At 59.1% G+C, this 16,819-nt stretch carries 11 protein-coding genes; 7 read left to right on the top strand and 4 right to left on the bottom strand.

Features of this window, described 5'->3' with window-relative positions:
- Positions 1–51 precede the first annotated feature (51 nt).
- Genes BST95_RS05900 through BST95_RS05880 form a run of 5 tightly spaced genes read left to right on the top strand, consistent with a single transcriptional unit; the run spans position 52 to position 9,054 of the window.
- Positions 52–456, top strand: coding sequence for a response regulator (locus tag BST95_RS05900; protein WP_066055551.1), 405 nt, complete (start codon positions 52–54; stop codon positions 454–456).
- Entirely contained in the window at positions 456–995 is a 540-nt protein-coding gene (locus tag BST95_RS05895) for a chemotaxis protein CheW (protein WP_084198536.1), read from the top strand. The genes BST95_RS05900 and BST95_RS05895 overlap by 1 nt, the downstream gene beginning before the upstream one ends.
- Positions 996–1,010: 15 nt before the next feature.
- A complete protein-coding gene (locus tag BST95_RS05890; RefSeq protein ID WP_084198535.1) occupies positions 1,011–3,131 on the top strand; it encodes a methyl-accepting chemotaxis protein in 2,121 nt (706 codons plus the stop codon).
- A gap of 59 nt (positions 3,132–3,190) precedes the next feature.
- Positions 3,191–8,599: a hybrid sensor histidine kinase/response regulator gene (locus tag BST95_RS05885; protein WP_084198534.1), complete on the top strand. Its 5,409-nt coding sequence runs from the start codon at positions 3,191–3,193 to the stop codon at positions 8,597–8,599.
- A gap of 11 nt (positions 8,600–8,610) precedes the next feature.
- Entirely contained in the window at positions 8,611–9,054 is a 444-nt protein-coding gene (locus BST95_RS05880; RefSeq protein ID WP_084198533.1) for a chemotaxis protein CheW, read from the top strand.
- Here BST95_RS05880 and BST95_RS05875 read toward each other — a convergent pair.
- The 4 genes from BST95_RS05875 to mpl all read right to left on the bottom strand — a co-directional run bounded on the left by BST95_RS05875 (position 9,051) and on the right by mpl (position 14,228).
- Positions 9,051–9,485 (bottom strand): hypothetical protein, encoded by a 435-nt coding sequence (locus BST95_RS05875; protein WP_066055568.1) that lies wholly within the window; start codon positions 9,483–9,485, stop codon positions 9,051–9,053. The genes BST95_RS05880 and BST95_RS05875 overlap by 4 nt on opposite strands.
- A gap of 158 nt (positions 9,486–9,643) precedes the next feature.
- Positions 9,644–10,249: an LON peptidase substrate-binding domain-containing protein gene (locus tag BST95_RS05870; protein ID WP_180962042.1), complete on the bottom strand. Its 606-nt coding sequence runs from the start codon at positions 10,247–10,249 to the stop codon at positions 9,644–9,646.
- Positions 10,246–12,864 (bottom strand): efflux RND transporter permease subunit, encoded by a 2,619-nt coding sequence (locus BST95_RS05865; RefSeq protein WP_084198532.1) that lies wholly within the window; start codon positions 12,862–12,864, stop codon positions 10,246–10,248. The genes BST95_RS05870 and BST95_RS05865 overlap by 4 nt, the downstream gene beginning before the upstream one ends.
- Positions 12,861–14,228, bottom strand: a complete 1,368-nt coding sequence (gene mpl, locus BST95_RS05860) for a UDP-N-acetylmuramate:L-alanyl-gamma-D-glutamyl-meso-diaminopimelate ligase (RefSeq protein WP_084198531.1) — start codon at positions 14,226–14,228, stop codon at positions 12,861–12,863. The genes BST95_RS05865 and mpl overlap by 4 nt, the downstream gene beginning before the upstream one ends.
- Positions 14,229–14,388: 160 nt before the next feature.
- On the opposite strand from mpl, the gene BST95_RS05855 reads away from it, so the two are divergent.
- Both BST95_RS05855 and BST95_RS05850 read left to right on the top strand, forming a co-directional pair.
- Positions 14,389–15,651, top strand: coding sequence for a 6-phosphofructokinase (locus BST95_RS05855; RefSeq protein ID WP_084198530.1), 1,263 nt, complete (start codon positions 14,389–14,391; stop codon positions 15,649–15,651).
- 480 nt (positions 15,652–16,131) lie between these two features.
- Positions 16,132–16,782 carry an inorganic pyrophosphatase gene (locus BST95_RS05850; protein ID WP_066055580.1) on the top strand — a complete coding sequence of 217 codons (651 nt, stop codon included), beginning with the start codon at positions 16,132–16,134 and terminating at the stop codon, positions 16,780–16,782.
- Positions 16,783–16,819 lie beyond the last annotated feature (37 nt).

Below are 16,819 nucleotides of genomic sequence, written 5' to 3'. Positions count from 1 at the left end.
ACGTCCCGGCGGCCGACAGGCCCCACCGGATTGACAGGAGAAATAACAACCATGTCTCAGGAACAGAATAGCCAGAAGCGACGGGTACTTCTTGTCGACGATGACAAGATCATCAGGCTCAAGGCAACCAAGATGCTGGAACAGTGTGGCTGCGAAGTATCCACGGCGGAGAACGGCTGGGATGCCGTCACCCAACTGGATGACTGTAAGCCAGACCTGATCCTGCTCGATATCACCATGGAGCCGCTGGACGGCTTCAAGACCCTGACCCTTATCCGGGCCAGTAAGGGCGACTTCAAAGATACGCCCGTGGTCATGTTGAGCTCCCACGACGACGTTTTCACCATGGGCAAATCCAAGGACCGCGGTTGCTCCGCCTATCTTGAGAAGCCCCTGGATATGGAAGCGCTGAAAGCCGTCCTCAAGGAGTTCCTCTCCATCCAGGTGGCCGTATAATGAGCACGGACGCCTTCCAGACCCTGCGCGTACTATCGCAGCAAGTCATCGACTTTGCCGAGCCAGTGCCCGCCACGCAGGAACTCATCCAGAACTGGCACGGGGCGGCCTTTGACGTGCTCGGCACCCGCTGTGTAATCAGCGCCGACGAGACCCGCATGATCGTGGATCTGGGTGACACTATTCCCCTGCCCGGCGTCAAACACTGGGTGCGTGGCCTGGCCAACGTCGGAGGTCGTGTTGTGGCCATCTCCGATCTGACTTCATTCCTCTCCGGCGGCGCCAAGACCTCCGGGGGCAAGCAGGCTCTTATCGTCAACGGTCGCGGTATCCACACCGGCCTGATGATTGAGCAAAGTTATGGCGGCGTAAGGCTCTCCACCGAGCAGTTACGCACAGATATCCAGGTAGCAGATGAGCTACAGCCTTATATCAGCGGTGTTTTCAGCACCAACGACGGGGATTACGCCCTGTTCGATACCTCAAAATTACTAATAGACGCCAACTTCACTGAAGCCAGCGTCATAACATCTAGCTAGGGCAGGAGAACAACCATGAGTTCTATAATTCTAAAACAAAAGGGAGCCACTGACTCAGTGCTGTTGCTCGCCGGTGCGGCATTGGTAGCCACCGTCGCCGGCCTGGGTATCAACATGTACCAGATGTCAGCCGGCGCCGAACAGGACGACCAATACCGCAGCATTGCCTCTGACCTGCGCGTACTGACTCAGGACATTAACGTGGAATCCCGTGAGGCCTTTAGTGGCCTGACTCCCGCGTTTGACGAACTGGCATTCTCCCGCAGCCAGTTCCCGGGCCAGCTGGACGCACTCCAGAATGGCACCGAGGAACTCGAGGCACCGGGTGAATCCATGGCGCCTTACACCAATCGCATTGCCGAGCAGTGGGCGACCGTAGGCGCAGATGTAGACGCGATCCTGGACGCCAAGGACCGGATTCTATTTGTTCGTGAGATCTCCACCAACCTGAACGCCAACATCAAGACGATTCAGGCCCAGTATAAGGATCTGGTGGACATTCTCGGTGACAGCAACGTGTCCAACGAGACCCTGCTGGCCGCCCAGGAGCAGCTGTTCCTGATTGAACGTATCGGCCGAAACATTGACCGGATCCTTGCCGGCGGCGACGACGCTGCCAGTGCTGCTGAGGAATTCAAGCAGGATGCGTTGTCATTCCAGCGCACCATGGAAGGCCTGCGTGACGGCGACCGCGCCCGCGGTATCGACCGCCTGAGTGGCGCCGACGCCCTGGACGTGCTGAATGAAGCAGAAACGCTGTACGCTCAGGTCTCTGGCTCAGTAAACGACATTTATGACTCGCACCAGGAGCTGATCCGCGCGGCCCAGGCAGCAGCATCTATTACTGCCACCACGCCTGAACTGAGCGTATCGGTGGGTAACGCCATGGTTCACGTTGACCAGCTGGCGGAGAACCGCACCTGGTCCGGCACCACGGCAATCTTCCTGGTACTGGTAGGCATTGGTCTACTGGCGGCCATCGGCATTCGTTTCAACGGCTCACGCGCCCAAGAGCGTCAGCAGCAGGAGCAGGCCCATGCCATGGAAGCCGAGGTACAGCAGAAGGTACGTGAGATTGAGCCGCTGGCCGAGGGCAACCTCAGCCGTGACCTCACCGTAACCAAGGGTATTACCCAGCCGATTGCGGTGGCTGTAAACCAGCTGCTCGACTGGATGCGCTCGGTGGTAACTTCGGTGAACAACTCTTCTGAGCAGGTACGTGAGGCGGTAGAAGAATCCTCCCAGGCATCCGGCGACGTAAAAGTGTCCCTGGGTGAAGTGGGTAGCATCGTGGCAGACACGGCCTCCACCTCGGTGGAACTGCGTGAAATCTCCAGCCACATGTCCGAGCTGGCGGAAACTACCTCGAAAGCATCTGAAGAGGCGGTAACCGCGGCACGTGAGGGTGACGTTGGTATTGAAACCCTGATGGTGTCGGTAGAAGACATTCGCGAATCGCAGCAGACCGTTGCTAAAACCTCCAAGCGTCTGGGTGACGACATCGAGATCGTAGCCGACCTGCTGTTCCGTATTCGTGAGGTTGCGAACGCGATTTCTACTCTGGCGATGAACACTCGTATTGAGGCTGCGTCGCAGTCCGGTGAGGGTGGTCAGCGATTCGCGGGTATTGCCGACGAAACCGGTAAGCTGGCTAACCAGACCAACGAAATTGTACAGGAAGCTGACCGCGCGATTCGCTCGGTATCTAACCGTATGGCGGAATCTAACCGCAACATGGAAGGTGCCACGCAGTCGCTGGTGAAACTGACTGGTATTGCCGGTGACGTACGTAACCGTTTCGGTCACATTCTGTCCATGTCCGAGAACGCCCGGAACTACATGGTAGAGATGAGCGGCCAGATCGTTCAGTCCGGTGAGTCCTCAAGCCGAGTGACTGAATCAGTATCTGACATTCTGGAAAAAACCCTGCAAACACAGCGTGCTGCGGACCGAATGGACTCCGCTACCAATGAGTTGCGTGAACTGTTCGACCGCCTGGCGGAAGACACCGCGCGATTCAAGCTCGCTGAAGAGGCTGCCGCCAAGGGCCCTCGCGCTGACGTGGTAACCAACGTCGCCGATGCCACTGGCAAGAAAACAGTCGAAATGGGCGACCTGGCCAAGAAAGCAAGCTAGGCAACGCCCGAACAGAATCAGGGATTTAAGCTGGACAATAAGGTAAACGGACAACAGCTATGACTCAATTTGTAGACTTTGTCGCACTGGGGTGGGTTGAGAAAAACCTGCGGGACGAAATGGAAGCGGCGCGTACCTGCCTGCATCGCTTCCAACGCGAGCCCGACACCACAGAGCACCTGCTGGAAGCAGAGCGCAACATCCACATGGCCGCGGGCGCACTGCGCCTGTGCGCTCTGGAACCCGCCGCCCTCCTCGCGGAGGAAATTGAACGGGTTCTCGGTGAACTGCGTGAAGGCAACATCGCAGGTGACAAGCGCAAGCTGGCCATGACCGAGCTGGTCGCTGCCATCGAGGCACTGCCCGCTTATCTGGCGAGTGTTCGCGCCAAGCGCGAGGTGACTCCGGGCAGTATCGCCTCGGTAGTGAATGACCTGCGCGCTCTGGATCACCGTCCCAGCCTCCCTGAATCGCTGTTCTTCAATCCTCCGCTGCCGGACAGCGCGGGTATTAACCGCGATGTACCGGTAGCCCTCGAAGAAGAAATCAAAGCCATGGCCAAGCAGGCCATGAAATCCATGCACCAACACACCGAAGCGGCAACCAAGAGCAGCAAGGAAGCGCTGGCGCAGTTGCGCACTACCGGCGGACTGGCCTGTCATGCACTGGCCGGCACAGCCCTGGAACCCTACTTCCGCTGCTTCACCGCCTATGTTGAAGCCCTGGGTAAGGGAACAGCACAAACAGACGAAGTTACCGCACAGCTCTTCCAGCACTGTTTCGACACTCTGCGCCTGCTGGAAGAAAAGGGCTATGAAGCCCTCGATCGCGCCGGCGCTGCCGCCAACATCAAGAAGATGTTGTATTACATCGGCAAGCAAAAGCGCCCTGCGAAAGAGCACAAGGCCCTGTTAAAAACCTTCAGAATTGAAGACGTGGATCGCTACACCGCGGCCACCGAAGATCACATGATCCAGGAAGACGACCTCCTGGACGCGCTGCAACAGACCCAGCAGCAGCTGGTGGAAGTCATGGGCTTCCTCGCCGGCGAGAACAAGAACATCTGCAACGCCAACACCACGCTGACGGCAAAAACACTGCCCAGCCTGCAGCAGGTGGGCCTGCAGTTGCACGTGGTCGGTCTGCCCGAGCAGGCCTCCATTATCAATGAACAGTTTAAAGTCCTGCGCAGCTACGCCGAACAGGACCAGCCCGCCGATCCCGCCAACCTGATTGATTTCGGTGGCGCCCTGAGCAATGTTCGCGACATTATCGAATACAAGCTCAAGCACGGCCTGTCAGCAGAGGGCGACGCCGCCACGCTGGACCTGGAAGCAGCCATTACCGAACAGGTCACACGCTGCTTGCGCGGCATGAAAGACAAGATCAACCGCGAGTTCGCCCGCCGCGACCTCATCGTGCTGACCAATACCGCGCCGGAAGATCTCGATATCTCCATCGGCGGCCTGCGTCCGCTGTTCCGGGCTGCTCGCCAGCTCGGCGAAACCGATTTGCTCGACGCTGTAGAGCTCTGGGAACAAAACGGCTTCCCGACAGGCGTCACCCTGCTCACCATTGGCACAAAACTGCTCGATCAGTTTGGCAGCGACGACTTTGTCGCCAGCGCCCGCTCCGAGCTCGACCAAGTATTGTCGGTACTTGGCATGCTCGAAGCCAAGGAACAGGAAAACGAGGTACTGGCACGCTGTGCGGCCTACCTGGAGCGCGCGGTTGAGATGGGCGGCCTGATCAATGACGATTCCATGCAGTGCTTTGCCTCCAGCATTGCCGCGCTGGAACAGTACATGGAATCTCGCCTGGTTGACCCCAAAGGCAACCCCGCCGAACATCTGCGTCGCGCTGAATCACTGTCGAAAGAGCTCGAATCCTATACCTCGCTTCGCGAGAACATGCAGAACCCCGAAGGCAATGTGCTCGAATTCACCAGCAAGCCTGCGGTTGAATCCGAGATGCTCGACGGCATTGACGATGCCAGCATCGTCGACCTGATCGGCGGTGAAGTGGAAAGCGAAGATCCGGATGCCCTGGCAGAAGAGTTGCTGTCCATGGAACTGGAAGAGACCGAGGCGCCTGCTGCTGCAGTCAGCGCCGGTGGTGCAGCCTCCTGGCGCGATGGCATGGCCTACTGGGCCGAAGCTGCTATCAGCCGCGATCCGGAGCCCCTCAAAGACGGTCCCGAGGGTGAGATCGACCAGGAACTGCGCGAATGCTTCGTTGAGGAATGTGGCGAGTATGTGAACCGCCTCGACGCTGCGATACCCAATTTCACGGCTGACCCCACCGACAAGGGCGCCATTGGCGACCTGCGCGTGGTGTTCCACACCATGAAAGGCAGCGCCAAAACCATCGAACTGCACGCCTACGGCGAATTCATGCACGACATGGAGATTATCTTTAACTCCCTGCGCGATGGTTATATCCAAGGCACCGCCGAGATCGCTGAATTTGTCAGCGTCGTCGCCGCCAAGCTCAACACCTACTCTGAGCTGATTGCACAACGCATTCCGCTGCAGGAAGAAGACTTTGCGATTCCGCATGCGATTGCCGCGGCTATCTCCGACAAGTCATTTACCGACGAGTTCACGGTTGAACTGCCCGCCACAGGCACAGCAGTTGCCGAGGAACAACCCGCCGAGGCGGCCGCAATCGAGCAACCCGCCGAAGAGGTTGTCGTGGAAGAAGTGGCCCTGCCCTACGCCCCCGAGCAGTGGGCAAGCGCGCCGGCTCCGCAACTGCTGGCGGCCATTGGCACGCTGCTGGAAGTGGCCGAGGCGAACGAGAATCGTGCGGTTATCGAGCAGTCGCAACAGCTGGCAGAAGCTGCAGTGCCCGCGCTGATCGAACTGCGCGACGCGGCCGACCTAACCCTGAGCACCGACAACGTGGCCTACCTGTTTGGCCTGCCCCGCCTCGAGCACATCGCCAGTGGCGCCGTGTACGGGCTGGTAGAGTCTGCCGACGGTCAGAGCCGCATCGAGTTGTCAGCGGCAGCCAGCGACAGCCTGTACGGCTACCTCGACCAGATCAACGACACTGAAGCGCTGATCCCCGTCCACAATGCGGCGCTTGCCCTGCTCTGCAAGCTGCTGGAGCTGGTGGCACCCGAAGAAGAGGATGTGGCGCCCGCAGCGCCCGTCCAGCAAGCGCCCGATAATGTGGTGGTGCTGCGCAAGCAGGCCATCGAACAATCCGTGGAAGAGGAAGAGATCGACACCGAACTGCTCGACCTCTTTATCGAAACCCTGGACGAGTACACCGAGTCCATCGATTCAGCCCTGACGGCCCTGGCCGCCGGTGAACCCGACGCCCTGCGTGACCTCAAGAACACCCTGCACACCGTGAAGGGCGCGGCCAACTCCATTGGCCTGACCACCATGGGCAGCATGGTCCACGATTTTGAGACCCAACTCGGCGATCTGGAGTTCAAAGGCGATATCAACTCCAAGGAATCCCGCGCCACTATTGAGAACCTGGCCAGCGAATTCCACGATGCGACGCGCTTTGTTCGCGTCAACAAGACCGATTGGAATCCCAGTCTGGCCAGCGGCGATGCCAGCGAAGAAGAGCTGGAGCAAGCGGCTATCGAACAGGCCGCGGATCGCGGCGACAGCGAGGAGCGCCGTGCCGACACACTACGCGTCGATACCCCGCGCATCGACAAGCTGCTGGATATGGGTCTGGAGATCAGCATGAGCAACGTGCGGACCCGCCAGGCGCTGGACGCCGCGGGTGCCGACCGCAGCGAAGTGCAGAATCTGTCACGCCGCGTACTGGCACTGGTAGACCAGCTGTCGCTGCAGCTGGACACCGAGATCCAGGCGAAAACCGAGCTCACAGAAAGCGAACAGTTCGACCCGCTGGAGATGGACCGCCTTACAGAAAAGCAGGGACTCGCCGCTATTCTGCGCGAGGCAGCCTACGACCTGCAGGAAGAATCCCGCGAACTGGGCATGCACCTGGACGATGCTCTGCGTGAAGCCCAGAGCTCTGGCCGCCTGCTGCAGACTAATCAGTCCGAGCTGCGCCAGCTGCGTCTGGTTGAATTCTCCCGCCTCGGCCCCGGCCTGCGCCGCCTGGTACACCAGGTCAGCCGCCAGCTGGGCAAGCAGATCGACTTTGTATTCGACTGCGGCAAGGGCGGCCTCGATATCCGCGTCTTCGAACAGATCCGCGTGGCCCTGGAACACATGCTGCGCAACGCTATTGACCACGGTATCGGCACTCCTGACGAGCGCCAGGGCCAGGGCAAGGTGGAGCACGGCAACGTCAAGCTGAGCATTTCCCGCTCCGGCTCTGAGTTCCTTATCCGCCTGGTAGACGACGGCAACGGTATCGACCCGGATGCGCTGATCAAGAAAGCTGTCGGCCTGGGCCTGATTAACAAGAACGACAAGATTTCCGATGCAGAGGCACTGCGCCTGATCTTCCGCTCAGGTTTCACCACCGCCAAGCAGGTCACCGATGTGTCTGGTCGCGGTGTGGGCATGGACGCGGTTTACCAGTCCATCAGCCAGGCTGGCGGCACCATCGACATTCAATCCAAGCCCGGCTTCTACACCCAGTTCGACGTGCGCATTCCCGCCAGCATCATGGTGAACGAAGCGCTGCTGGCAACGGTCGGCGAAGAAGAAATTGCGATCCCGCTGACGTCACTGAAAGGCTCCGAATTCCACCGCCGCGAAGATGTACACAAGGTGGCCAGCGAGACCGACGGTCGTATTTCCTTCCGTGGCGAGCAGTACGAGGTACGCTACCTGGGCGCGGTGCGTGGCACCCTGCCTACACCCACGCTGGAGAACATGCCCGACTTCGTGCCGGTGCTCTACGCACAGCACAATCGCCGTCGCGTGGCGTTCTTCGCCGACGGTCTGAGCACTGCGGAGGACATGGTGATTCGGACGCTCGGTGTGCAGTACACTGGCGTACCTGGCATCGCGGGCGGTGCGGTGAAGTCCGATGGTCAGCCGGTACTTGCTCTGGACCTGAACGAATTCATCCTCCAGGTTGAACACGCCGATGCCATGGCGGATTCCACTGCCACCGAACAGGAAACCAGCACCCTGGTGCTGTGTGTGGACGACTCGGTCATGATGCGCCGCACTTACGAGAAGCGTCTTGCCAGCCTGGGTTACACCGTCGTTACGGCGGTAGACGGTGCCGACGCGCTCGACTACCTGTCGCAGGCCACCCAGATCCCGGACTTTATCTTCACCGACCTGGAAATGCCGAACATGAATGGCTTCGACTTCATCGCCAACCTGCGTCGCGCCCCCGACCTGGCCCACATCCCGTGTGTGATGGTGTCGTCGCGAGACGCTGACAAGCACCGCGCTGAAGCGGAACGCGTAGGCGCCAACGGCTTCCTGGCCAAGGGTGCCAACACCGCCGAAGGTATGCAGGCGGTGATTAACCGCCACCTGCAACAAGACGCCGCAATGGTCAGCTGAGGAATTAGAGAATGTCTGAATACGTAAACGAAACTCTGGATCTGGCCGCCCTGCCCCTGGCAGACGGCCGTCAGGTCCTGCTGCCTCTGCTGACACTTGCGGAAGTACAGCAGGTCAAATTCGAAGCGGGTGATGCTGCAGATCTGGGTACGTTGAAGTGGCGTGGCCACGATATTGAGGTCGTGTCTTTGGAAGCTTTTTGCGGTCTTGATGCTGCCCCTCGCGAACAACACACCACGGTGGGTATCTTCCGCGCCAACAAAGATTCGAAGCAGCCGTTCCAGGCCCTGGCGTTCTGCGGGCTGGCTGCGCATATGAATGTCAGCGCTGAACAGGTAGAGACCGAGGCGTTACCCGAAGGAGGCAACTTTGCCTCGGCGGCGACAATTAATGGTGAAACTTACCTGATTCCCAGCCTGGAAGCGCTGGGCTACAAAGAAGGAACCGTACACTAACCGGCGGCGCTGAATCCCGGTCCGTCGGTGGGTTGCCAGAGATGTTGCTCATCAGCAGCGCCGGTTTTCTCACCGAGCTCCTGGATGTAGGCAAAACGATTGGGATACAGTTTGCGCATCATTTCGACAACCTTGGGCAAATCCAGTACCCCGGTTTCGATGACGAAATAACGCTTGGCATTGCGGTCGTGGTTGAACACCACACCGTCCTGATCACGCAGGCGATTTTTAACATAGTGCAGGGTGCGTTCGCTGCAGTCAGCAGCTTCGCACAGTAAATCCGGGTCATCCGAGTGCACCATGTGCAGCGCCACGAGCACCAGGTATTTACGGTGCGGGCTCTTGGCAGGCACCGGCTCAAGGCTGGGTGCGTGCAACTCATGGTATGTGACCGGATTGTCAGATGATGTTTTTTTGTTCTGTCTGGTCATAGCTGTCAGCGGGTCTGTTTTGTCAGATTCTCCCTACCCTTTTCATACGTCAAACGGTTCCACGGGTCTACTAACATATATTTGCGCACAAAATGTGCAAGCCTTGGAATCAAAATTTCTGCACTTTTCTGGATTATTTGCCCTAAAGTGCTCAAAACTCAGCCTTCTCCGCTGATCTCATTGAGAGTTCGGTCGAGTTCGCTCATCAGCAGCTCCACCTGATCGTAACCCAACATCTGGTATTTCAAATGCTCTTCCAGGGGCAGAAGTTGTGCCAAGGTCCAACCCACCGACCATGCGTCGCAAAAATCCGGCGACAGGGCCAGTTTCTGCACATGCGGGTGGGCCTCCAGGCTCTGCAAGACATCCACCATGGATTGCCACTGGGCATCCATCGGCGCCGGACCCGGGTCTGGCCGCAACGTGACTTCGCCGACAACCAAGTCGTTTTCCCGCACCTGGGTCGCATGTAGATCAAAGCGCTCCTCGCCCTCGATCGTAATGCCGAGCAGGCCATTGGGCAGTTGATCCCAATCGACGATGCGCGCACTGCAGCCCCAGTCACCCAGCGCCGTCGAGGCCTGCCCTCGTTGCGCGACCTCTGAGCCCTGCCGTATCCAGACAAGGCCAAAGGGCTCACCGGACTTCATGCTGTCTCGCACCAGGTCCAGATAACGCTGCTCGAAGATTTGCAGCTGCATGCGGCCGCCGGGAAACAGCACGGCAGAAAGGGGAAACAAGGGCATGCTGACAGCGACACTCATTGTTGCGCTCCTTCGGGCCCCAGCGGCTTAAAGAGAATAATCAGCTGCGGTAGCAGTAACAGCGCACCCAGCACTGCCGCCACCATGGCCAGCACCGTAAGCACGCCGAAGTAAATACTCGGCGTGAAGTTCGACAGCGTTAACGTACTGAAGCCGATCACGATCGTCAGCGTGGTGTAGTACAGGGCCCGCCCAATACTGCTATGGCAGCGGTGCATAGTGGCCCGGTAATTGCGATCGAGCGGGAATTCCCGGGTGTAGCGATGCACATAGTGAATGCAGTTATCCACGCCAATCCCCACCACAATCGCCGCAATCGTAATGGTCATAATATCCAGGGGAATACCCGCTAGTCCCATCACCCCCAGCACCAGTCCGGCGGCCAGGATATTGGGGGCCAATGCCAGCAACGCAAGCGACAGAGAGCGGAACAACACCAGGAACATCACCAGAATGGCGAGGAAAACAGCGCCCAGTGTCAGAATCTGCGAGCGGAACAGGCTTTGCAGCACGTTGTTATAGAGCACCAGCATACCGGTGAACTCCAACTGCTCCTCGGCAAATCCCATCTCGTTGGTGAGGTGATACTGGACATCGTTGAGGAACTGGTCGCGTCGCAGCGACGGGCTGGTCTCCATGACACGTACAGTCAAGCGAGCCTGGTCGTGTTCGGTGGAGAAGTAGGGATCAACCATCATCCCCTTGATGTCATCCGGCAGGCTCTTCTGAACGAGCGCGAGCTCAACGCTGCCAATGTCATCACCCAGCAGATTCTTGACCACGGCAAACACAGTGGATAGCGACAACACCTTGCCGGTTTCGGGCAGCGAATCTACGTAGGCGTGCACTGCATCGAGCTCGCGCATGCCCTGCAGGCTAAACCAGTAACTGGGCTGGAAGTCGCTGTCGCCCGCGGGGCTGGCAAAGTCGTCAAAGCCGCCGTCAAACTCATCGCCCCATTCATCGCCCCACTCATCGTCAAGGCCGTCTTCGGCCAACTCAGGCGCTGCAAAGGATTCCTCTTCCTCGAGGAACGGGTCGTCTTCGGCCACCGGGACCGGGTCGGCAACGGCAACAGGTTCCAGGCCGGGCAGCGCGCCGAGATCAGGCGCACTGATCAGAATATCCAGCGGAATGGTGCCGCCAAGCTTCGAATCGAGCAGCTCCATCCCCTGATAAATCTCAGTGGACTCGTGGAAGTAATCGATAAAGCGGTTCTCGACCTCCAGCCTGCGAATACCGACCACAACTGCCACCACAACGACCAGCGTGACCGCGATAATCGTGGCGCCGTGGCGATCCGTCAGCTTGGCAAAAAAGGCTGTCAGCGTCGGGTCATTGCCGTGATGACTGTGCGACTTACCCCGGGGCCACACCAGCATCAGGCAAGGCACCAGAATAAATGCCAGCAACAGCGCGACACCAATACCCACGGTCATCATCCAGCCGAAATCAATCACCGGCTGAATCCCGGACACCACCAGCGATACAAACGCCACCACCGTGGTCAGACCGGTATAAAAGCAAGGGACGGCCATCAGCCGCACCGTATTGGCCACCCGCTCATACAAATCCCCTTCGGGGTCGAGTGCGTGAAGCTCGCGGTAGCGGACAATCAGGTGGATACAAATCGCCAGGGTAATTGTCAGCAGCACCGCGACAAAATTGGATGAAATCACCGTCATGCGCCAATCGAGGGCACCCAGCAGGCCGAGCATAACCACCACCGTGGAAGAGCAGGTGACCAGTGGAATCACCACCCAGCGCGGGCTGCGGAAAATCACCGCCAGCACCACCAGCATAATGCCGAGAATGGCTCCGCCAAACGTGACCAGGTCGCTGCGCACAAAACTCACCATGTCCGAGGCGATCATCGGCACGCCGCCCACAAACAGCGTCGCGTACTGCTCGTAGTCAGCTGCAATACCGCGCACCGACTGCACCAGTGCGCCGCTGGCCTCCAGGCCCTTGGCGGTATGTGCCTTAAACGCCCGCTCCACGGTGGCAAGCTCAGCTTGCTCTGCACTGCCAAGGCCTTCTTTGGCCTCCTTGAAACGCAGTGCGTCACGCTGCGCCAGCAATTCGAAATAGGTATCGTCGCGGCGCAGATTGATCTGCACCGCCGTCAGCGTACCGTCGCGGCTGGCCAGCAGGTCCGCGTAAATAGGACTGGTCGTCAGCTCCCGCAACACCAGGTCGATATCAATGTCAGGATCCGTCAGGCTGGGCAAAGGGTCCGGCGAAGTAATATCGGACAACGCCACCGGCGGGCTTTCCAGCAGGGGGACATCCCATACCGTGACCACCGAAGACACTCCCGGCAACTGCCGTAGCTCGTCGGCCATGGCGCGCAATGGCTCCAACGATGCCGGCGCCAGCAGCGGTCCATCCGGCTGCCAGGTAATGAGCAAAAAATCCTCGGATGCATAGCGTGCTCCCGTTTCACGGAACAATTCCAACGACGGGTCACCCTGCAACATGAGCGAATCGGCAGAGGCATCGAGCTTGATTTTGGGTATCTGGCTCGCGGCGCTCGCCACCAGCACAGCCACCAGCATCAGCCACAGCCAGGGCCGCCCCAATACAACCCGGTTATAGGTTTGCGCGAGACTCATGCCTTTGCCTCCAGTGCCGCCAGCAGTTTGCCGTGAATACCGCCAAACCCGCCGTTGCTCATCACCACCACGCTGTCACCCGGCTCGCTCTGTGCTGTTACCTGTTGTACCAATTCGTCGATATCCCTGCTCAGACTGGCGTGGCCACAAGCGTCGACCACGTCCTGCATGTCCCAATTTACGTTCGCGCCCTGATACCAGTAGACCCGGTCGGCATCAGCCGTGCTCGGCGCCAGCCGTTCCCGGTGCTCACCCATACGCATGGTATTGGAGCGCGGCTCGATCAACGCCAACAACCGGCCGCCATTATGACGCGCCCGCATGCCTGCCAGCGTCGTCGCAATCGCCGTGGGGTGATGTGCGAAATCGTCATACACCGCAACACCGGCGGCCGTACCCAGATGCTCGAGCCTACGCTTAATGCCGCGAAACTCACCCAATGCCTGGGCGGCGACGGGCGGCACCACGCCAACATGTTCAGCTGCGGCCATGGCAGCCAGTGCATTTTCTACGTTGTGGTTGCCACAGTGAGACCACCGCACCTCCACATCCTCGGCGCGGGGGCTACTCACCCGGAAAGCAGAACCGTCGGCGGCCAGCAGCTGCGCAGACCAGTCGCCGTCATCACCCGCGGCAAAGCTCACCCGCGGCGTCCAGCACCCCATATCCAGTGTTGTGGCCACCGCGCCACTGTGCGCCGGATGCACAATCCGCCCCAGGGCGGGGACGCAGCGCACCACATGGTGAAACTGGCGCTGAATCGCCGCCAGATTGGGGAAGATATCGGCGTGATCAAACTCAAGATTATTGATAATCAGGGTGCGCGGCCGGTAGTGAACAAACTTGGAGCGCTTGTCGAAAAAGGCGGTGTCGTACTCATCGGCTTCCACGACAAAAAAATCGGTGTCACCGAGACGTGCCGAGAGCCCGAAATCCGCAGGGACACCGCCAATCAGAAAGCCCGGGGCCATGCCCGCATATTCCAGAATCCACGCCAGCATGCTGCTGGTACTGGTTTTTCCGTGCGTACCCGACGCCGCCAGCACCCATCGGCCCTGCAACAAGTTCTCCGCCAGCCACTGCGGCCCCGAAGTATAGGCCAGTCCCTGATCGAGCATGTACTCTACTGCGGGATTACCCCGGGTCATGGCATTGCCCACGACGACGCAATCGGGCGCAGGCTGCAGATGCTCTGGGTGATAACCCTCCATCAGGGTAATACCCGCTGCTTCCAGCTGCGTGCTCATTGGTGGATAGACGTTGGCATCCGAGCCAGTGACCTCGAAGCCCAGCTCCCGGGCCAGCAGTGCGATACCACCCATAAAAGTACCGCAGATTCCCAGGATATGAATGTGGCCTTTCAAAAAAGCTTCTCCTTGATTAAGGGCGTCATGGTATCACGCCGCATACCTGGCGTTGATCCAATTCCCTGGCGGACGTGTCAGAACGCCACTATTTGCCGTATCATTAGCGCACCGACAAAACCCGCTGGCGCTGGCTGCGCCACCAAAAGGGACACCGCACATGCCAAAGAAAAACGCCTTCTACGCCCAGTCGGGCGGGGTGACTGCTGTCATCAATGCCTCCGCCTGTGGCGTCATTGAAACAGCCCGCAAACACAAATCCGATATCGGCAAAGTCTACGCCGGCCGCAACGGCATTATCGGCGCCCTACGTGAAGAACTGATCGACACGAGCAAGGAAAGTTCCGCAGCCATCCGCGGCCTGCTCACCACACCCTCGGGCGCGTTCGGCTCCTGCCGCCACAAAATGAAGAGCATTGAAGAGAATCGCGCCGAGTACGAGCGCCTGATCGAGGTCTTCAAAGCGCACAACATCGGCTACTTTTTCTACAACGGCGGCGGCGACTCCGCTGACACCTGCCTGAAGGTGTCGCAGCTGAGTGAATCCATGGGCTATCCCATACAGGCGATTCACGTACCGAAAACTATCGACAACGACCTGCCGCTTACGGACAACTGCCCAGGCTTTGGCTCTGTTGCCAAGTACATTGCCATCTCCACCCGCGAAGCTGCCCTGGATGTCGCCTCTATGTGCGAGACATCCACCAAGGTCTTTATTCTGGAAGTCATGGGCCGCCACGCGGGCTGGATTGCCGCCGCCGGTGGCCTGGCCGCCGAACAGGAGGGCGATGCACCTCATATCATTCTGTTCCCGGAAGTGGCCTTTAACCGTGAGAAATTCCTGGCCAAGGTCAAACGCACGGTGAAGAAGCACGGCTTCTGCGTGATCGTGGCCTCCGAGGGTGCCCAATACAAAGACGGCACCTTCCTCGCCGAATCGGGCCTCAAGGACGCCTTCGGCCACAGCCAGCTGGGTGGCCTGGCCCCCAACCTCGCGCAAATGATCAAGGACGAGCTGGGCTACAAGTATCACTGGGCGGTCGCCGACTACCTGCAGCGCGCCGCACGTCACATCGCCTCCCAGACTGACGTCGACCAGGCCTACGCGGTGGGTGAAGCCGCCGTTGAGATGGCCTTGGCGGGCAAGAACGCGGTCATGCCTGCGATCGTCCGCGGCAAGGGCAAGCGCTATCGCTGGTCCATCGTCGAGGCACCGTTGGCAGACGTGGCCAATGTCGAGAAAATGATGCCGCGCAACTACATCACCCGCGATGGCTTCAACATCACGGACGAGGCCCGGGCCTATCTTGAGCCGCTGATTCAGGGTGAGGCTTATCCTGACTACAAGCGCGGCATGCCGAAGTATGTTCGCTTGAAGAATGTGATGGTGCCCAAGAAGTTGCGGAAGTCGTTTAAGGTTTAGCTGGGTTCTCTGCCCGGCGGCCCGGGAACAGGTAAGGCATCCCCGGGACCGCCTAAAGCGCCATCCATGGCAGGCTTGCGGCTCCGCCATCCATGGCTCCGCACATCCCGGGAACACCTTACCTGCCCCCGGACCTCTGCACTTGCTCACGCAACAACTCGAACCATAGGCGTCAGCGCATGTTTCCTGGCAGCCTTATGCACGACATCAAACTGATGTCGCGAGCAATAAGAGGTACAGAGCTTCCGCACAGCCTTACGAAACCGTCGGGAGCCATGGATGGCGGACGCCGGAGCGCGCCATGGATGGCCTTGCAGCGATTTCGTAAGGCCGTGCGGAAGTTCTGTGCCGGATAGCCTTCATCAAATCCAAATCGCCCCCCAAACCCAAAAATTCAACCCAAGTAGAGCGGATTTTGCTGATCAATCCCTGTACAATGCGCGCCGTCCTAGTGAAGCAACCCATTTGAAGGAAACGATTATGTACAGCAATCGCGATTTTAACCGCTGGCGCCGCCACCCCTGGCACGGCCTGCACATCAAGGCTGATGAAGCCCCTGAAGATATCTTCCAGGTGTACATCGAAATGACCGCTGACGACGTGGTCAAGTATGAACTGGACAAGGCATCCGGCTTCCTGATGGTTGACCGCCCCCAGCGCACCACTTCCAGCCCCCCCGCGCTGTACGGTTTCCTGCCCCGCACTCACTGTGCCGAGGAAGTAGCAGCTCTGTGCCCCGATGCCGACGAAGCTGACGGCGATCCGCTGGACGTTTGCGTATTCTCCGAGCGCCACATCACCCGTGCCGACATCATCCTGAACGCCCGTGTTATCGGCGGCATCCAGATGATCGACGGTGGCGAAGCCGACGATAAGATTATCGCGGTACTGGAAGGCGACAACATCTGGGGCGACGTTCACGATATCGCTGACCTGCCCAAGATCAAGGTAGAGCGTCTGCAGCACTATTTCTCCACCTACAAGCTGGTGCCCGGGAAGGATGTGAACATCAAGGTGGACCACGTCTACGGTCGCGACGAAGCCCTCAAGGTGATCGCTGCTGCTGAGAAAGACTACTGGAACCACTATGGCCACCTGCACGAAGCGGCCAAGGAAAAAGAGAACGGCTAAGTTCTCAGCGCCCGGCGCCTTGCGCGCCGGGCATTCT

Source organism: Halioglobus japonicus, from assembly GCF_001983995.1.
Classification (GTDB): domain Bacteria; phylum Pseudomonadota; class Gammaproteobacteria; order Pseudomonadales; family Halieaceae; genus Halioglobus; species Halioglobus japonicus.
Note: the sequence above shows the minus strand (reverse complement) of the source record. Positions and strands in the feature narration are given on the sequence as shown.